A 17,485-nucleotide genomic window follows, 5' to 3' on the forward strand; every position below is an offset into this window, starting at 1 on the left:
ATGGCCCTCCCCCCAGAAGTTTGCATTCGCGGCGCCGGCATCGTCGGCCGCACGCTGGCCCTGCTGCTCGCACGCGAGCGCGTGCGCGTGGCGCTGGTGGTGCCGCCGGCCACGCAGGGCAAGCAGGACATCCGCGCCTACGCGCTCAACACCGCCTCCCGCACCCTCCTCGAATCGCTGCGCGCCTGGCCCGATGCCGCCCACGCCACGCCGGTGCGCGAGATGCTGGTGCATGGCGACGAAGGCGGCCGCGTGCAGTTCAGCGCGATGCGCCAGAAAGTCGACGCGCTGGCATGGATCGTCGATGTGCCCGCGCTCGAGCAGCAACTGGCCGACGCCGTGCGCTTCCAGCCCCAGATCGAGGTCGTGGCCGAGCCCGTGCCTGCACCGCTCACGGTGGTCTGCGAAGGCAAGGCCAGCGCCACGCGCGAGGCGCTCGGCGTGAGCTACGAAGTCACGCGCTATCCGCAGCATGCGGTGGCGGCGCGGCTTGAGGCCGAGCAGTCGCACGACGGCATCGCGCGCCAGTGGTTCAACGACAAGGGCGAAGTGCTCGCACTGCTGCCGCTGGGCGGCACGCATGGCAAGACGGTCGCGCTGGTGTGGTCCGTCGACCAGCTGCGCGCCCCTGCCCTGCTCGCGCAGGGCGACGACGAATTCAACACCGCGGTGACCGAAGCCAGCCATGCCGCGCTCGGTGCGCTCAAGCTTGCGAGCGAGCGCGCGGCCTGGCCGCTTGCGCGCGCCATCGCCGACCGCTGGACCGGTGCGATGCCCGGGCAGGCGAACCAGTCATGGGCACTCGCGGGCGACGCCGCCCACACGGTGCACCCGCTCGCGGGCCAGGGACTGAACCTCGGCCTGGCCGATGCGGCCGCGCTGGCCGAGGTGATCAAGACCCGCGACTACTGGCGCAGCGTGGGCGATCCGCGACTCCTGCGCCGCTACGAGCGCGCCCGCCGCGCCGACGTGCTGCAGATGAGCCTGGCGACCGACGGCCTGCAGCAACTTTTCTCGCACAACCTGGGCCCGCTTCCTGCGTTGCGCAACTGGGGCATGCGCGGCTTCGACCGCACGCGCCTCGTCAAGCACTGGATCACCGCGCAAGCCATGGGCTTGAAGGCATGACGCCACATATTCGAATCGAACGGACTTCCCCGATGACTCTCGCACGCAACCTTCTTCTCGCCGCCTGCACGCTGGGCGCGGTCCTGACCGCCACCGCCGGCGAAGCCGAGATCCGCAAGAACCTGCCCACGCACATTCCGCAGTTCCCGGCCATCGACGAGGTGACGAAATCGCCGGTCAACGGCCTCTACGAGGTGCGGGTGAACGGCTCGCAGATCTTCTACACCGACGAGCAGGGCAGCTACCTGATCCAGGGCAACCTGATCGACGTGAAGACGCGCCGCAACCTGACCGAAGAGCGCATCGAGAAGTTGAGCGAGGTCGCCTTCGACAAGCTGCCGCTGAAGGACTCGATCAAGATCGTGCGCGGCAACGGCAAGCGCAAGCTGGCGGTGTTCGAAGACCCGAACTGCGGCTACTGCAAGCGCTTCGAAAAAGACATGAAGACGGTCGACAACGTCACCGTCTACCTGTTCCTCTACCCGGTGCTCGGCGCCGATTCGACGATCAAGTCGCGCGACATCTGGTGCAGCAAGGACAAGGGCAAGGCCTGGGGCGACTGGATGGAAGCCGGCACCAAGCCCGCCACCGCGGCAGGCAGCTGCGACGTGGCAGCGCTGCAGCGCAACGTCGAGTTCGGCCGCAAGTACAACATCACCGGCACGCCCACGCTGATCTTCAGCAACGGCACGCGCACGCCAGGCGCCATTCCCGCAGAGCAGGTCGAGAAGCAACTCGCCGCTTCCGCCAGCTGATGGCGACGAAGACCGTGTCCCGGCGCGCCGCTGCCGCGCCCGCTGCCGGCGTGCGCTACCGCATCGAATGTGCGGACCTGCATGCGCATCTCTTCGCCGTCACGCTGACCATCGACGCGCCCGCCGCGCTGCAGCGCGTGACGCTGCCGGTGTGGATTCCGGGCAGCTACCTCGTGCGCGAGTTCGCCAAGAACCTGCAGGGCCTGCGCGCCACGCAGGGGCGCCGCAAACCCACGCTCACGCAGGTCGACAAATGCAGCTGGCTGGTCGACTGCGCCCCGGGCCAGCCGCTGGTGCTGCACTACCAGGTCTGCGCCTACGACAACTCGGTGCGCACCGCCTGGCTCGACGCCGAGCGCGGCTTCTTCAACGGCACCAGCCTGTGCCTGCGCGTCGAAGGACAGACCGATGCGCCGCATGCGCTCGAAATCGTCGCGCCCGCATCGCCGGCTGACGGCACCGCGTGGTCATGCGCCACGGCGCTCGTGCCCTCCAAGGTCGACAGGCAGGGCTTCGGCAGCTACCAGGCCAGCGGCTACGACGAGCTGGCCGACAGCCCCGTCGAGATGGGCGCCTTCTGGAGCGCAGCGTTCGACGCCTGCGGCGTGCCGCACCGCTTCGTGATCGCGGGTGCCGCGGCCTCGTTCGACGGCGACCGGCTCATTGCCGACACCAAGGCCATCTGCGAAGCCGAGATGCGTTTCTGGCACGGCGACAAGGCCGGCAAGCGCGGCGGGCCGAAGCTGCCGATCGACCGCTACGTCTTCATGCTCAATGCGGTGGACGACGGCTACGGCGGGCTGGAGCATCGCCATTCCACGGCGCTCATCTGCAACCGCCGCGACCTGCCCCAGCGCGGTGAAAAGAAGAAGCAGCCCGAGGGCTACACCACGCTGATGGGCCTCATCAGCCACGAGTACTTCCACACCTGGAACGTCAAGCGGATGCGCCCGGCGGAGTTCGCCCACTACGACTACAGCCGCGAGAACTACACGCAGCTCCTGTGGTTCTTCGAGGGCTTCACCAGCTACTACGACGACCTGCTGCTGCGCCGCGCCGGCCGCATCGACGACGCGGCCTACCTGCGGCTGCTCAACAAGACCATCAACCAGGTGCAGCAGACGCCGGGCCGGCTCGTGCAGCCTGTCGCCGACGCGAGCTTCGACGCCTGGGTCAAGTACTACCGCCAGGACGAGCAGACGCCCAACAGCACGGTGAGCTACTACACCAAGGGCGCACTGGTGGCGCTGTGCTTCGACCTCACGCTGCGCCTCGAAGGCAAGGGCACGCTCGACGACGTGATGCGCCACCTGTGGACGCACAGCAGCGGCGGGCCGATCAGCGAAGCGGACATCGCGGCCGCGCTCGAAGCCGTGAGCGGCCGCTCGTATGCCCAGGAACTCGCGCGCTGGGTGCATTCGACCGAGGAGCTTCCGCTCTCCCAACTGCTGCGCGCCCATGGCGTGGCGACGCTCGAAGATCCGTCGCAGCAGGCGCAGGTGCTCGGCCTGCGCGTGGCCGAAGCCAGCGGCAGCGTGCAGGTGAAGGTGGTGCTGCGCGGCGGTGCGGCTGAAAAGGCCGGCTTCTCCGCCAACGACGAGTGGCTCGGCATCGAGCTGCCCGCCGTCGGCAAGAAGGGACAGCAGCGGCCGGCGCAGGCCTGGCGCATCGCCAAGCTCGACGACCTCGCGCTGTACCTGGGCGATGCGACGAAATTCACGGCCATCGTCGCGCGCGATCGGAAGTTGTTGCGGTTGCCGCTCACGCTGCCGGCCGGCGTGACCACCTGGCGCCTCTTCACGCACGACGCCGCGAAGGTCACCGGCTGGTTGGCCGGCTAATCGGCTTTTTCGGTCACCGCGGGCTGCTGCCGGACGAACAGCATCGGCTGCGGCTCGCCCACCAGCACACAGGGCTTGCCGGTACGCCGGCAATGGTCCTGCACGCGCCAGTAGGCACCGTGGCTCACGCAACCGGTCTGGCAGATCACGAGGTCGGCGGCGCGCAGGCCCGCTTCGAGCGCGGGGTCGTCGGCATCGTCGCCGCCGTCGTGATGCAGGTATCGCCCGCCGGCGATTTCAACCAACTGGCGGGCGAGCGAGGGCGCCACTTCTTCGCGGCCTACGCACAGCACGGCTTTTTCGCGCAGGTCGGAAGGCGCCTCCGACACGGGCGACATCTCATGGCGCCGGCTGGCCGGCGACAGCAGGGCGTTCAGACGCTTGGGCAGCGCACCGCCCCCGGCCGCGCGCGCCGCGAGCTCTTCGCGCACTATCGCAATCGCCGAATCGCGCGCCACCAGCGCGCCGCGCAGGCGCACGATCTGCGCCTCGAGCCGCTCGACCAGCGCGGCCTGTTCGGCCAGCAGGCGCGAGCAGCGCTCCTGCACCCGGGCATACGCCAGCAGCAACACGGCATGTTCTTGCATCGGGAACTCCATGCGGCCATTCTAGATGAGAGCAATTCTCAATTGGAAGGCCATGAGGCGTCAGCAGGCAAGAAGCCTTGCTCGGTATAGTGGCCCGAGCGAATTTTTCCCACCTCTCCCGGAGACAACATGAGCTACGAAAACATCGAAGTGCGGACCGAAGCAGGCAAGGTCGGCATCATCACCCTCAACCGCCCCAAGGCCCTGAATGCGCTCAACGACGCGCTGATGACCGAGCTGGGCCAGGCGCTCAAGGCCTTCGATGCGGACGAGGCCATCGGCTGCATCATCCTCACCGGCAGCGAGCGCGCCTTCGCGGCCGGCGCCGACATCGCGGCGATGGCCAAGTACAGCTTCATCGACACCTACAAGGGCGACTACATCACCCGCAACTGGGAAACCATCCGCACGATCCGCAAGCCCGTGATCGGCGCGGTCGCCGGCTTTGCGCTGGGCGGAGGCTGCGAGCTCGCGATGATGTGCGACTTCATCATCGCGGCCGACACCGCCAAGTTCGGCCAGCCCGAAATCAAGATCGGCGTGATCCCCGGCGCCGGCGGCACGCAGCGCCTGCCGCGCGCGGTGGGCAAGAGCAAGGCGATGGACATGGTGCTCACCGCCCGCATGATGGACGCCGCCGAAGCCGAGCGCGCCGGCCTCGTGAGCCGCGTGGTGCCTTACGAAAAGCTGGCCGACGAGGCGCTGGGCGCGGCGCTCATCATCTGCGGCTTCTCGCAGATCTCGGTGATGGCAGCCAAGGAATCGGTCAACCGCGCCTTCGAGAGCGGCCTGAGCGATGGCGTGATGTTCGAGCGCCGGCTGTTCCACGCGCTGTTCGCCACGGCAGACCAGAAGGAAGGCATGGACGCTTTCCTGAACAAGCGTCCGCCGGATTTCAAGAACGCCTGAGGGCGTTGTGTTGTGTGGGTGCGGCGCGTGATCAGCGCGTCAGCAGCGCCCGCAACGCGGCGAGCGCCTGCGGCGGCGGCGCGCCGACCGTTGCGGTGCCGCCGGGCTGCGGCGTCCAGCGCACCTGGTCGCCTGCGATCTCGAGCAGGGCGATCGACGTGCCGCCCTGGTAGAGCGACAGGCGCGCCTCGACCGGCGCAGCCAGCGGCGCATCGGCCGCCGTGGCCGACCGGGCCACGGTGTTCACCAGCGCCGCCAGCCCCTCGAGGTCGCCGCGTGCGTGGCGCACGCCCAGGCCTGCGCGCGTGAGGTCGAAGGACGTCCAGCGGTCCAACGCGGAGAACGCCGAGGCGCCGGCTGACGGTCTGGCGGCCTTCGCCGCCGCGGCGCGCGGCGGCGCGGTATCGCGCACAGCGCCGGAGGCATCGGCATTCGGACTGCCCGCCGGCGCGACGGGTGCGGCGGCGATCGGGGGGGCGCTTCTTTCAGGCTCGGCAATGGGCGTGGGCGCCATCGACGGTGCAGGCGCCTCGGCGTAGGTACTGCGCCGCTCCTTCACGCTTTCTTCCTGCGCGCTATCGCTCTTTTGACGCGTGCGCGCGGACGATCCGGCAGTGCCAGCGGCTTCCGCCGCGGGTGCCAGCGGAGGCGCCGGCGCAACGATGGCGGGCGATGGTGGAACGGGCGCCGCGGGTACTTGCGCGGCGGCTGGCGCGGGAGGCGCTGCCTTCGTATCCGGCGCGGGCGTGGCCTGTTTGCGAAGAGGCGCCGGTGCCGGTGTGGACCCGCGGGCGATGTCGGCCGTGGCGCGGTCCGGCGCCTCCCTGGCTGCATCGCGTGCGGGTGCAGCCGGTGCTTGCTGCGCGGCGATGGCCGGACTGGGTGCCTGTGGCGTCGGCGCAGCAGCAGGCGCTGGTGCCGGCGCGCCCGCAACCTTCGCCTCGCCATCGAGCCTCGCATCGGGGATCGGCTCGCGGTGCCACAACACGGTCACGAAAGTGGCCACGAGCACGGTGGCGAAGGCCGCATTCCAAGGCATGCGCGCTTGCGTGTCGCCGCCTCCGAACAGCCGGCGCCACCAGGGCGCGGCGCTCGCGTTGTTGGCGGCGGATGCCGGCGCAGAGACGGACGCCGCAGCCAGGTTGTGCGCCATCTTGCGGATCGCGTCGCGCGTGCGCGGATCGGGCGTTGCCTCGCGATCGGGCGCGTTGTCGAGCGCGCGGCGCAGCGCCGGGTCGCGCAGGTCGCCGTCGCCGGGGAGATGGGTGCCGTTGCTCATGCGCGCTGCTCCAGCACCGACAGGTAACGTTCCATGCAGCCGCGCAGCTTCTGCAGCCCGTAGCGCAGGCGGCTGCGCACCGTCTCGAAACCGATCTCCAGGCTCGCTGCCAGGGCCTCGACGGTGAGGCCGTCTTCATGGTGCAGCAGGAACGCGGCACGCTGGTCGGCGGGCAATTCATCGAGGCACGCCAGCAGGCGCCGGCCGGCCGCGCGCCAGAACGCAAGCTCTTCGGCAGATGGGTGAGCGGCCGCATCGACGGCGCCTCGCACGCCGCGGTCGAGCGTGGGCACGGCATCGCCGTCGTCGTCCGGATGCGCATCGAGCGTCACCTCGCGTCCGCTCACGCGCAGGCGGTCCATCGCAAGGTTGTGGGCGATCGTGAAAGCCCAGGTGCGCCACGCGGCGCCCTGCGGCGAGAAGCTCTCGCGCGCCGAGATGATCCGCACCCAGGTGTCCTGGAACACCTCGTCGGCCTGCGCCGCGAGCCGCGCGCCCAGGAGCCGCTTGACGAAGCGGAACAGCCCACCCTCGTGGCGCGCATAGAGCACGTCGAACGCGGCGGCGTCACCATGGGCGTAGGCCAGCATCAACTGATCGTCGGGCATGGCGTCGCGCTCGGTGGCGGCTTTGGCGGAAGGGGCGCGTGGGAGCGCAGACATCGGCGGATTTTCACCTGAGCTTGTACGGGCGACGGACAGCATCGGGGTTCGCGCCCACGAAATCGTGCGGCCGGTGGCGGAAAAATGGGGGAGCTTCCGGCGGGTGGTTGAAGTCGCCCCGCGGACTGGGCTATAATTTTGGGCTCAGCGCAAAACGCTGAACGGCTCTTTAGCTCAGTCGGTTAGAGCGATGGAATCATAATCCACAGGTCCGCGGTTCGAATCCGTGAAGAGCCACCAACACTGCTGAAGCGGTTCTCCGCTAAAGTCAAAAGCCCTAGGTAGATCAACTACTTAGGGCTTTTTTTCGTTTGGTCTTGCAGAAGATTTCCGCCCCATGAGCCTGCCTCGGCAACCCGAACCTGAGATCCCCGGCGCCCGCTCACGCGGCACGGTGCTCGAAGTCTTCCTCGCATTCCTCAAGCTCGGCCTGACGTCCTTCGGCGGACCGGTCGCCCACCTCGGCTACTTCCGCGCGGAGTTCGTCGAGCGCCGAGGATGGCTGGACGACAAGAGCTACTCCGACCTCGTGGCGCTGTGCCAGTTTCTGCCCGGGCCCGCGAGCAGCCAGGTCGGTATTGCGCTGGGGCTGGGCCGCGCGGGCTGGGGCGGCGCGATGGCGGCGTGGATCGGCTTCACGCTCCCTTCGGCGGCGGCGCTCATCCTCTTTGCGGCCGGGGTCATGCAGTGGACGGCGCTCTCGCAGTCGGGCGCCATCCATGGCCTGAAGGTGGTCGCGGTCGCCGTCGTCGCGCAGGCGGTCTGGGGCATGGCCAAGTCGCTGTGCCCCGATCGCCTGCGTGCAGGCGTCGCCATTGCCGCGGCCCTTTTGGTGCTCGCCGTTCCCTCGGCGGTCGAACAGATCGCGGCCATCGTCGTCGGCGGCCTCGTGGGGCGTTGGGCGCTGGAACTCGGCCGCCCTCCCGCGGCGCAGCACCGCGACTACGGCGTGAGCAAAGCAACCGGCGCTGTGCTGCTGGGGCTGTTCGTTGTCCTGCTCGCAGCGTTGCCGTTGCTGGCTGCGGCGATGCACTCACCCGCGTTGTCTGTAGCCGCGAGGTTCTATCAGGCCGGCGCGCTGGTCTTCGGCGGCGGGCATGTGGTGCTGCCCTTGCTGCAAGCCGGCGTGGTGCCCAGCGGCCTGGTCTCGAACGACGTCTTCCTGGCGGGCTACGGCGCCGCCCAGGCGGTGCCGGGCCCTCTGTTCACGTTTGCGGCCTTCCTCGGCGCCGTCATGCCCGGCCCGTTTGGTGGATGGCTGGGCGGCCTGGCGTTGCTGCTGGCCATCTTCCTTCCGGCCGCGTTGCTCGTGATCGGCGCGCTTCCTTTCTGGGAGGTCCTGCGCCAGCGCGACGGCGTCCAGCGCGCGATGGCCGGCGTCAATGCGGCGGTCGTCGGCGTGCTGCTGGCGGCGCTCTACGACCCGGTGTGGACTAGCGCCATTCATTCGCCCGCCGATTTCGGACTGGCCCTGGCCGCATTCGGCCTGCTCGTCTACGGGCGACTTTCGCCGGTGCTGGTCGTTGCGCTGGCCGCCATCGCCGGATGGCTGCTCGCCCTCTGACGCCGCGGCCTGAACGACCGCACGGTGCTTGCTACCCGCTGATCTCCGGCTCGACCAGCCTCGCCAGGTTGCGCAGCGACTCCTGCCAGCCCAGATAGCAGGATTCCAGGGGGATCACATCGGGCAGCCCTTCCTGCACGATGCTCAGTTCGGTGCCGACCGAAACCTGCTTCAAGGTGACCGTCACCTGGATTTTCCCGGGCAGGTTGGGATCGTCGAAAACATCGGTGTAGCGCAGCCGCTCGTTCGGCACGAGCTCGATGTATTCGCCGCTGAACGAGTGGCTCTGGCCCGTGGTGAAGTTCGTGAACGACATCCTGTACTTGCCACCCACCCTGGCGTCCATTTCGTGGACCTTGCCCGTGAAGCCATTGGGCGGCAGCCACCGTGCCTTGGCATCGGCATCGAGGAATGCGCGATAGACCTTTTCGGGCTTTGCAGCCAGGACGCGATGCAATCTGACCGTGTTGGTGCTCATGGGTTTTCCTTTAGAAGCCGCGAGCCTACGAACATCCGCCCTGCATCACAAGGACCGAGAAACCGTAGATGCTGCCAATCGTTTGCGCGCGCCGAACTTGCGGTGTCACCGTAGTGCCATCTGTATCTCTTCGTACAGAGGCTTACTCCTTCCGCCTACAGGCAGCCGCGCGAGGACATGAAGAATCCCGCTCATGCTCGAAATGGAAAACCCGGATCCGCACGCCTTGGCAGCCCAAGCGGCCGAGTGGCGGCGGCGCGCGCTTCGAGGCGATCGCAACGCGCGGGGCATCGCCCACGCGCTCGAAGTCGAAGTACGCAGGCTGCGCGGCGGCGCCCCTGCGGCGATCCATGATCTGGACACCCGACCGCTGGCCGACTGGCAATCCGTGCGGCCCTGGTGGAAGCCTTGGTAGCCGCCGTCGCGGCTTACTCGGCTTCCAACCGTTCGGCGACTTCCTGCTTGCCGAGCTCTCGTGCAGCAGCGAGCTTCTGAAGTTGCGCTGCGCGCGGCCGGGCCTTGCCCTGCTCCCAGTGGTAGATCGTCTGGCCCGACACACCGACCAGCTTCCCGTAAGACGCAGCCGAAATACCCAACTTGCTGCGATGCGCAGCCAGCCGGCCCGCGCTGAATCTGCGCTTGGGTCCCGACTCGCCCGCCTCTTCCGACTCGTCGGCAGGTGCACGCCGTGTGGCAGCCCCCTTGGTGGCGCGCCGCAATTCCTTCTCCAGCGCACTCACTTGCCGGCGCAGTGCGGCAATCGAGGCGCGATGGTTCGCGGAGGCCTTTTTGAGAATGTCGATCTCCGCGCGCACTTCTTTCCTTGCAACGCGTGAGATTTCGGCTTTGAGGATGGATGCAATATTTGGCATGCCTACATTGTGACCACATCGTCAACAGTTGCGACCGCGAGTAGTTGTGGCCGGCCACCCACCGCCCGCGACGTTATGAGTCCGCAGAATGCAAAAGGGGTTGGCGTGAAACCGAACTTCGCATAGGGCCGATGCACGTCGCCGATAATCCGCGCCAATGCCCACGCCCCTCCACGCCGCACCGAACAGGCACGCAGCCCCTGCGCGTTTGCCACGTCCCGGCGTGCCGCTGATCCGCTGGGCGCTGCTGTGGTTCGCGCTGTCGCTTGGCGCGGCCATCGCCTCGCCGATGGTGCATCCGCTGTCGATGGAACTGGTCTGCTCGGCCAGCGGTTCGGTGAAGGCCATCGTGCACACGGACGATGGCGCGCACGAGTTGGGCGCCGGTCACCTCGACTGCCCCCTGTGCGTGCTCGGCGGTGCGCCGCCCGCGGCGCCCGCCGTTTCGCTGCCAGCCGTCGTGCCCGCCGTCCACGCGGCCGCGCCGGTCGCGCACGCGCACATCGCCACCGTCACCGCGGCGCCGCCTCCGGCGCGCGGGCCTCCCGCTCTCTGCTGATTCGCTTCCGGTTCCTGCGCATGTGATGCCACCTCGATGGTGGTTTTCTCATCGCGCGTTCCCGCCATTCATGCGTTCGCATTCGCGCGAACGCCAGAGAGCTTTCATGCACACGCCACGACCTCATCGACCTCTTTCACGCCGACACCTTCTCATCGCCGGCGGCAGCGTTGCCGCGCTGTCGCTCGCCGCTTGCGACAAGGTACTGCCCGCGCGCTTCAACGGCATCGACATCACCGGCGCCAACTACGCGCAGGACTTCCGCCTCACCGACCCCGAGGGCCGCGAGCGCACCGTGGCCGATTTCAATGGCAAGGCCGTGATGCTGTTCTTCGGCTTCACGCAATGCCCCGACGTCTGCCCCACCGCGCTGCTGCGCGCCGCCGAGATCCGCCACATGCTAGGCGCCGACGGCGAGCGCCTGCAGGTGATCTTCGTCACCGTCGATCCGGAGCGCGACACGCCCGTGGTCCTGAAGGCCTACACGAACGCCTTCGATCCGAGCTTCATCGGGCTCTACGGCGACCTGCAGAGAACCAGCGAGACGGCCAAGGCCTTCAAGGCCTACTACAAGAAGGTGCCCACCGGTTCTTCGTACACGATGGACCATTCGGCCTTCAGCTATGTGTACGACCCGTACGGAAAAATCCGGCTGGTGCTGCGCCACGAACAGGGTGGGCCGGAATGCGCCGAAGACCTGCGCAGGATTCTCAAGACGACCGCCTGAACTTCAGTTCAACCCGATCCATTCATATCCAAGGAGATTTTTCTCATGACGAACATGACCCCCATCGCCCGCATCCTCGCCCTCTCCGCTGCTTCGTTTCTCGTGGCCACCGCGCACGCGCAAGTCACCGTCAAGGAGGCGTGGGTCCGCGCCACCGTGCCGCAGCAACAGGCCACCGGCGCGTTCATGCAGCTCAACGCTTCAAAGGACACGAAGCTCATCTCGGCCAGCTCGCCCGTCACGCCGGTCGTCGAAGTGCACGAGATGGCCATGCAGGACGGCGTGATGCGCATGCGGCAGGTGCCCTCGGTCGTGCTGCCCGCGGGCAAGACGGTCGAGCTCAAGCCCGGCGGCTATCACGTGATGCTGCTGGACCTCAAGCAGCAGGTGAAGGAAGGCGACACCGTGCCGCTCACGCTGGTGTTCGAAGGCCAGGACGGCAAGCGCGAAACGCTGGAGGTGAAGGCGCCGGTGCGCGCGCTCAACAGCGCGGCCAAGCCCGCAGCCGCGCACGGCGAGCACAAGCACTGAGCGACGTCGCGATCGATCGATCGACTGAATGAGCGTTCGATCGCTGCGCACGAACGGCCGGCGATGTTACCCAAGACCGCCGTGTAGCGCGCAAGAAATCTGCTGAGGATTTCCCCCTAAGCCGGTCGCGAACCCACCGGTTCGCGTAGCCCGGGTTCCCTGGCTGCTCATTCAACAGGCAACGTGGTGGGAAGGCCCGTCAATGCTCGCTTTGAAGCCCGCCCTCCTCCGGCAACCCACAGAGTTGTCCACAGAAAAAACGAACAAGTCATCAAACTGACTTCGCAGCGACATATCCCTTGAACATTTCCCGCAGCTTCGTTTTCAGCAGCTTGCCGGTGGCTGTATGCGGCAGGCTGTCGACGAAAGCCACGTCCTCGGGCAGCCACCACTTCGCCACGCGCGTCGAAAGAAAAGTGAGCAGTTCCTCGCCCGTGACCTCCACGCCCGCGCGCTTCACCACGATGAGCAAGGGCCTCTCTTGCCACTTCGGATGTGCGATGCCGATCACCGCAGCCTCGGCCACGGCCGGGTGCGCGCTCGCGGCGTTCTCCAGGTCGATGGACGAGATCCACTCGCCGCCCGACTTGATGACGTCCTTCGCGCGGTCGACCAGCTGCACATAGCCGTCTTCGTCGATGGTGGCGACATCGCCGGTCGGAAAAAATCCTTCGGCATCGAGCACGCTGCCGCCCTCGCCCTTGAAGTAGCCGCTCGCGATCCACGGCCCGCGCACATGCAGGTGGCCGAAGGCCTTGCCGTCGTGCGGCAGGCGCTGGCCGTCCTCGCCGACGATCTTGATCTCCACACCCCACACGCCGCGGCCCTGCTTCATCTTCACCGTGGTCTGCTCCTCCTTCGATAGCGCGCGGTGCTTGGGCAGCAGGTTGCCGATCACGCCGATGGGGCTGGTCTCGGTCATGCCCCAGCCTTGCACGAAGTCGGCATCGAAGTCGCGCTCGAAGCGTTCGATCATGGCGCGCGGCGTGGCCGCGCCGCCCACGCCGATGCGCTTCAGGCCAATGGCATGCGTGTCGATCTCGGGGTGCGCATCGAAGTACTGGAACAGCATCAGCCAGATAGTCGGCACGGCTTGCGAGAAGCCGACTTTTTCGTCGCGCATCAGCTCGTACAGGCTCTGTGGGTCCATGTGCGGGCCGGGCATCACCAGCTTCATGCCGGTCATCGCGGCCGCATACGGCATGCCCCACGCGTTGGCGTGGAACATCGGCACCGCGAGCAGCAGCGTCATCTGCGAGTTGACGCCGAAGGTGTCGGGCGCGCACTCCATCAGCGAATGCAGCACGGTGGAGCGGTGCGAATACAGCACGCCCTTGGGGTTGCCCGTGGTGCCCGAGGTGTAGCAGAGCGACGAGGCGGTGCGCTCGTCGAACTCGGGCCAGGTGTAGTGCTCGCTCTGCGCGCCGATGAGTTCGTCGTAGCACAGCAGGTTGGGCACATCGATGGCGGGCATGTGCGCGCGGTCGGTCATCGCGATAAAGGCGCGCACGGTCTTCAATTGCGGCGCGAGCTTCTCGACCAGCGGCGCGAAGCTGGTGTCGAAGAACAGCACCTTGTCTTCCGCATGGTTGACGATGTAGTCGATCTGCTCCGGAAAGAGCCGCGGGTTCACCGTGTGCAGCACCGCGCCCGAACCCGAGACGCCGTAGTACAGCGCGAGGTGGCGATACGTGTTCCATGCGAGCGTGCCCACGCGGTCGCCGGGCTCGATGCCCAGCACCTTCATCGCGTTGGCCACCTGCTTCGAACGGCGCTGCACCTCCCCATAGTTGGTGCGATGAACCGGCCCCTCCACCGTGCGCCCGACGATCTCGGCGTGCGGGTGGAAGGTGGCCGCATGGTCGATCAGCGAAGAGATCAACAGCGGGCGGTCTTGCATCAATCCGAACATGTTCTTGTCTCCTGTGCGCCGGGGGAATCTCATGCAGCGGCCGGCTGCATCGTAGGCAGGGGCTCATGCACGCCACATCGTCGGAACGGACGATTGAGCACCCCGGGGTTGTCCCTAGCATCGGCCTCATCCAAGATGAACGCATCCCGCCCTGTTCCCGAATGAAAGCCAAAGCATGAACGTGTACGAAGCCGTTGCGAGCCGTCGATCGGTGCGCGAATTTTTGAGCACGCCCGTGGCGCCCGACGTCATACGCCGCGTGCTGCAGCAAGCCTTGCGCGCGCCATCGGGCGGCAACCTGCAGCCCTGGCACCTGCACGTGGTGGGCGGCGAGCGGCTCGATGAACTCAAGGCCCTCATGCGCACCCGCGTGCAGGAAATGCCGACCGGCGAAGGCACCGAGTACGACATCTACCCGCGCGAGCTCGTCGCACCGTACCGCGACCGCCGCTTCGCGGTCGGCGAGGCGATGTATGCGCGCCTGGGCATTCCGCGCGAAGACAAGGCCGCGCGGCGCGAATGGTTCGCGCGCAACTACCAGTTCTTCGGCGCGCCGCTCGCGCTGTTCTGCACGGTCGACCGCCGCATGGGTCCGCCGCAGTGGTCCGACCTCGGCATGGTGCTGCAGAACGTCATGCTGCTGCTGCGCGCCGAAGGGCTCGACAGTTGCCCGCAGGAATGCTGGGCGATCTATCCGCAGACCATCGGCCGTTTCATCGAACTGCCGCCCGAGCGGATGCTGTTCACGGGCATGGCCATCGGGTACGCGGACCGGAGCAAGCCGCTCGATGCGCTGGTGACCGAGCGCGCACCGCTGGGCGAAGTGGCCGAATTCATCGGCATCTGATCGACAGGACATCGGCAGAGGGAACGAATCCTGCTTGATTCGAGAAACCAAGAAACTCCCCTCATGCTCATCGCCCAGATCTCCGACCCCCATGTCCGCCCCGCCGGCCAGCTGTACCAAGGTGTGGTCGATTCGAACCGGATGCTCGAAGAGGCCATTGCGCACCTGCACGCGCTCGATCGGCGACCCGACCTGGTGCTGCTGACGGGCGACCTCGTCGATGAAGGCCGCCCCGAGGAATACGCGGAAGCCCGCCGTCTGCTCGCAAGGCTCTCGATTCCCTACCTCGTCATTCCCGGCAACCACGACCATCGCGAGAACTTCCGCACCGCCTTCGCGGACCATGCCTACTTGCCAGCCGCGGGCGCGCTGCACTACTGCATCGACACGCACCCGGTGCGCATCGTCGCGCTCGACTCGTGCATTTCCGGCCTGCACCATGGACACCTCGACGCCGAGGGTCTCGCATGGCTGGAGCGCACGCTCGAAGCCGACCGCGAGAAGCCGACGCTGTTGATGCTGCACCACCCGCCTTTCACCAGCGGCATTCCGTACATGGACAGCTACCGGTACATCGACACCGCGCCGCTCGAAGCCATCGTGCGAAGCGTCGGCAACATCGAGCTGGTGCTCTGCGGGCATGTGCACCGCACGATGCTCAGGCGCTGGGCGGGCACCGTCGTCTGTTCGTGTCCGAGCAGCACGACCGAGATCGCGCTGCAGCTCGCGCCCGATGCGGCGCCCGCGTCTTACCTGGGGCGACCGGGTTGCATGCTGCATCTGTGGGACGAGGCGCAAGGCATGGTGAGCCATGTGAGCCACATCGGGAAGCTGGACGGGCCGTATCCGTTTGCGTGACACTGCCGCTCACGACTTCGCGCACTTGATCGTGCTCGCGAGCGGTGCCCGCATCAGGTAGAGGCGATCCGCTCGATCTACCCCGGGGACGAGGCATGACCCTGCGGCAGAATCCGCGCACCATGGGCTTCAGCATCTACTACACCGCCAAGCGAGCCACGCCACTGACCCCCGACGAGGCCCAGCGCATCGACACGATCGTGCAATCGTCCGCCGAGATCGAGGGCTACGCCCACAAAGGCAAAGGCCTCAACTGGGAAAGCTTCACGCTCTACGAGGCATCCCGACTCACCGGTGAAGATGTGCTGTCAGGCGCGACAGCGCTCCCCGACAACAAGCCCTTCGCCATGCACAAGGGCGCACGCCATTGGGTCGATTGCCTCAACCGAATCCGTCGCGAAGTGCTCGCCGATGCGACGTGGAGCGTGCAGATCGAAGACGACGCGCTGCTGTGGGACGACAAGCACGGCTGGCACGACAAGGCATCGGATGGGCTCGCGTCGCTGTGGCTCGGCTGCTTGCTGAGCTCGCCGTTCCGGTTGTTTTCCCGAAGCGCGTGAGCCCATGAACAACGCCGCCGATTTCCACACGCAAGAAGACGATGTGTTCGGCCGCGTCGCCGGACGCTACGACCTTCTGTCGGACCTCTTCAGCTTCGGCATTCATCGGCTGTGGAAGCGACGGGTGGCAGCGCTCATCACGCAAGAGCCGTGGACCGATCTCCTGGACGTCGCGGCGGGCACGGGCGACGTCGTCCTGAAGGTGGCGCAGCGCAAAGGCCTGCAGTCAGGCCAGAAGATCGTCGCCACAGACATCAGCCCGCAGATGCTCGCGATCGCGCGCCGTCGCGCCACGCAGCTGAAGGTGCCGGTCGAGTTCCGGGTGCTCGATGCACACGCGATGCCGGACATCGCGGACAACAGCGTCGATCTCTACTCCATCTCGCTGGGCCTCAAGATCTGCGAGCGCAAGCTGGCGCTGCGCGAAGCACTCCGCGTGCTGAAGCCGGGCGGCCGCTTCATCGCACTGGAAGCATCGAACATCTCCGTGCGCTGGCTTCACCGCGCCTACCTCGGCTACATGGCCGTGTGCATGCCCGTCATCGGATGGGCGGCAACCGGCGGCGATGCCTCGGCCTACCGCTACCTGCTCAAGGGCATCCAGGATTTCCCTACGGCCGAAGGGCTCGCCGCCGAACTCCAGGACATGGGGTTCGCGGACGTCGCGTTCGAACGGCTGTCGCTCGGCATCGTGGCGATCCATATCGCGCGCAAGCCGCTCGAGCCGCGCCCCTGACTGCTACCTTCGGCATCGCCAGGCGATACTTTTTGCCTTTGCGCAGGGGACGGCCAGATTGCGCCGTTACAGTCGCCGCGCCCGATTTTTCTGCATTGAAGAATCTCCCGGGCCCCCTCCGCCCCCGATCCCGCGCCGACCGTTCGACGCTTCGGGCGAACGCGAACGCAGACACCTGAATCTCCCCCCATGTCGCTGGTCAAGAAAGCAATCGAAGAACACAAGGCCGCGATCGCCGCGCGTGCCGCCAGCAAGGCCGCCGCCGCCATCAACACGCAGGTCGCGCGCGAAGCATTTCTCTCGGAGTTCAAGACACGGGTCGAAGCGGGCGTGAGGCCGCTGCTCGACGCCTTCGTCGCGGACCTCGTCGCCTCGCGGCACGATGCGCTCGTCGACGACGACCTCGCCGACCCGTACAAGCCCTACATCTCGGTGCGCTTCTCGCCGCTCGCCGGCGTGAGGCTGGCGGACCTGGCTTGGCGGGAGTCGGTCTTCACGCTGCGTGCCTTCGCGGCGACCCGGCAGGTGCACCACGTGTCTTCCTACGACCAGCGCTCGGGCGAACACGGCGTCACGCACGAGGCGCTGGGCATCGAGTCGGTGAATCCGTCGCGGGTCGAGCGGGGCTTCGAGGAATGCCTGCGGGCCGCGCTGAAGGCCTGGCAGGCCTGAGAAGGTGT

Annotated in this window: 20 protein-coding genes and 1 tRNA gene; 15 read left to right on the forward strand and 6 right to left on the reverse strand. The window is 67.2% G+C overall.

The window, feature by feature from the left end; translation table 11 throughout:
• Genes M2282_RS23215 through M2282_RS23225 form a run of 3 tightly spaced genes read left to right on the forward strand, consistent with a single transcriptional unit; the run spans position 1 to position 3,724 of the window.
• A complete protein-coding gene (locus M2282_RS23215) occupies positions 1 to 1,128 on the forward strand; it encodes an FAD-dependent monooxygenase (RefSeq protein WP_280811127.1) in 1,128 nt (375 codons plus the stop codon).
• A 32-nt stretch (positions 1,129 to 1,160) separates the two neighbouring features.
• Positions 1,161 to 1,883 carry a DsbC family protein gene (locus M2282_RS23220; RefSeq protein ID WP_280811128.1) on the forward strand — a complete coding sequence of 241 codons (723 nt, stop codon included), beginning with the start codon at positions 1,161 to 1,163 and terminating at the stop codon, positions 1,881 to 1,883.
• Positions 1,883 to 3,724, forward strand: coding sequence for a M61 family metallopeptidase (locus M2282_RS23225; protein ID WP_280811129.1), 1,842 nt, complete (start codon positions 1,883 to 1,885; stop codon positions 3,722 to 3,724). Before M2282_RS23220 ends, M2282_RS23225 begins: the two co-directional genes overlap by 1 nt.
• Here M2282_RS23225 and M2282_RS23230 read toward each other — a convergent pair.
• The gene (locus tag M2282_RS23230; protein WP_280811130.1) at positions 3,721 to 4,311 is read right to left on the reverse strand and encodes a DUF2325 domain-containing protein; all 591 of its coding nucleotides are present in this window, start codon (positions 4,309 to 4,311) and stop codon (positions 3,721 to 3,723) included. The two genes, M2282_RS23225 and M2282_RS23230, sit on opposite strands and share 4 nt — an antisense overlap.
• A gap of 129 nt (positions 4,312 to 4,440) precedes the next feature.
• Between M2282_RS23230 and M2282_RS23235 the strand changes: the two genes are divergently transcribed.
• Entirely contained in the window at positions 4,441 to 5,220 is a 780-nt protein-coding gene (locus M2282_RS23235; RefSeq protein ID WP_280811131.1) for an enoyl-CoA hydratase, read from the forward strand.
• Positions 5,221 to 5,251: 31 nt separating this feature from the next.
• Here M2282_RS23235 and M2282_RS23240 read toward each other — a convergent pair whose 3' ends face one another.
• On the reverse strand, positions 5,252 to 6,499 hold the full coding sequence (locus M2282_RS23240; protein ID WP_280811132.1) for a hypothetical protein: 1,248 nt from the start codon (positions 6,497 to 6,499) through the stop codon (positions 5,252 to 5,254).
• Entirely contained in the window at positions 6,496 to 7,161 is a 666-nt protein-coding gene (locus M2282_RS23245) for a sigma-70 family RNA polymerase sigma factor (RefSeq protein WP_280811133.1), read from the reverse strand. The genes M2282_RS23240 and M2282_RS23245 overlap by 4 nt, the downstream gene beginning before the upstream one ends.
• Before the next feature lie 163 nt (positions 7,162 to 7,324).
• Between M2282_RS23245 and M2282_RS23250 the strand changes: the two genes are divergently transcribed.
• Together M2282_RS23250 and chrA are read left to right on the forward strand one after the other, a co-directional pair.
• Positions 7,325 to 7,401, forward strand: a tRNA-Met gene (locus M2282_RS23250).
• Positions 7,402 to 7,498: 97 nt separating this feature from the next.
• A complete protein-coding gene (gene chrA / locus M2282_RS23255) occupies positions 7,499 to 8,725 on the forward strand; it encodes a chromate efflux transporter (protein ID WP_280811134.1) in 1,227 nt (408 codons plus the stop codon).
• Between the two features lie 31 nt (positions 8,726 to 8,756).
• Here the strand turns inward: chrA and M2282_RS23260 are convergent, their stop codons facing one another.
• The gene (locus M2282_RS23260) at positions 8,757 to 9,203 is read right to left on the reverse strand and encodes an SRPBCC family protein (protein WP_280811135.1); all 447 of its coding nucleotides are present in this window, start codon (positions 9,201 to 9,203) and stop codon (positions 8,757 to 8,759) included.
• A 193-nt stretch (positions 9,204 to 9,396) separates the two neighbouring features.
• On the opposite strand from M2282_RS23260, the gene M2282_RS23265 reads away from it, so the two are divergent.
• Positions 9,397 to 9,618 carry a hypothetical protein gene (locus tag M2282_RS23265; RefSeq protein WP_280811136.1) on the forward strand — a complete coding sequence of 74 codons (222 nt, stop codon included), beginning with the start codon at positions 9,397 to 9,399 and terminating at the stop codon, positions 9,616 to 9,618.
• Positions 9,619 to 9,631: 13 nt separating this feature from the next.
• On the opposite strand, the gene M2282_RS23270 is transcribed toward M2282_RS23265, so the two are convergent.
• The gene (locus M2282_RS23270; protein ID WP_280811137.1) at positions 9,632 to 10,075 is read right to left on the reverse strand and encodes a helix-turn-helix domain-containing protein; all 444 of its coding nucleotides are present in this window, start codon (positions 10,073 to 10,075) and stop codon (positions 9,632 to 9,634) included.
• 157 nt (positions 10,076 to 10,232) lie between these two features.
• On the opposite strand from M2282_RS23270, the gene M2282_RS23275 reads away from it, so the two are divergent.
• From M2282_RS23275 to M2282_RS23285, 3 genes are all read left to right on the forward strand, one after another.
• Positions 10,233 to 10,634, forward strand: a complete 402-nt coding sequence (locus tag M2282_RS23275) for a DUF2946 family protein (RefSeq protein WP_280811138.1) — start codon at positions 10,233 to 10,235, stop codon at positions 10,632 to 10,634.
• A 106-nt stretch (positions 10,635 to 10,740) separates the two neighbouring features.
• Positions 10,741 to 11,361 (forward strand): SCO family protein, encoded by a 621-nt coding sequence (locus M2282_RS23280; protein ID WP_280811139.1) that lies wholly within the window; start codon positions 10,741 to 10,743, stop codon positions 11,359 to 11,361.
• Positions 11,362 to 11,406: 45 nt separating this feature from the next.
• Positions 11,407 to 11,892 carry a copper chaperone PCu(A)C gene (locus M2282_RS23285; protein ID WP_280811140.1) on the forward strand — a complete coding sequence of 162 codons (486 nt, stop codon included), beginning with the start codon at positions 11,407 to 11,409 and terminating at the stop codon, positions 11,890 to 11,892.
• A gap of 271 nt (positions 11,893 to 12,163) precedes the next feature.
• Here M2282_RS23285 and M2282_RS23290 read toward each other — a convergent pair whose 3' ends face one another.
• A complete protein-coding gene (locus tag M2282_RS23290; RefSeq protein ID WP_280811141.1) occupies positions 12,164 to 13,804 on the reverse strand; it encodes a 3-(methylthio)propionyl-CoA ligase in 1,641 nt (546 codons plus the stop codon).
• Between the two features lie 175 nt (positions 13,805 to 13,979).
• Between M2282_RS23290 and M2282_RS23295 the strand changes: the two genes are divergently transcribed.
• The 5 genes from M2282_RS23295 (at position 13,980) to M2282_RS23315 (ending at position 17,477) form a co-directional block, all read left to right on the forward strand.
• On the forward strand, positions 13,980 to 14,651 hold the full coding sequence (locus M2282_RS23295; RefSeq protein ID WP_280811142.1) for a nitroreductase: 672 nt from the start codon (positions 13,980 to 13,982) through the stop codon (positions 14,649 to 14,651).
• Between the two features lie 63 nt (positions 14,652 to 14,714).
• Positions 14,715 to 15,509 carry a phosphodiesterase gene (locus tag M2282_RS23300; RefSeq protein ID WP_280811143.1) on the forward strand — a complete coding sequence of 265 codons (795 nt, stop codon included), beginning with the start codon at positions 14,715 to 14,717 and terminating at the stop codon, positions 15,507 to 15,509.
• Positions 15,510 to 15,604: 95 nt separating this feature from the next.
• The gene (locus M2282_RS23305; RefSeq protein WP_280811144.1) at positions 15,605 to 16,069 is read left to right on the forward strand and encodes a hypothetical protein; all 465 of its coding nucleotides are present in this window, start codon (positions 15,605 to 15,607) and stop codon (positions 16,067 to 16,069) included.
• Positions 16,070 to 16,073: 4 nt separating this feature from the next.
• Positions 16,074 to 16,805, forward strand: a complete 732-nt coding sequence (locus tag M2282_RS23310) for a ubiquinone/menaquinone biosynthesis methyltransferase (protein ID WP_280811145.1) — start codon at positions 16,074 to 16,076, stop codon at positions 16,803 to 16,805.
• A gap of 189 nt (positions 16,806 to 16,994) precedes the next feature.
• Entirely contained in the window at positions 16,995 to 17,477 is a 483-nt protein-coding gene (locus M2282_RS23315; RefSeq protein ID WP_280811146.1) for a hypothetical protein, read from the forward strand.
• Positions 17,478 to 17,485 lie beyond the last annotated feature (8 nt).

Source organism: Variovorax boronicumulans (genome assembly GCF_029892485.1).
Classification (GTDB): domain Bacteria; phylum Pseudomonadota; class Gammaproteobacteria; order Burkholderiales; family Burkholderiaceae_C; genus Variovorax; species Variovorax boronicumulans_B.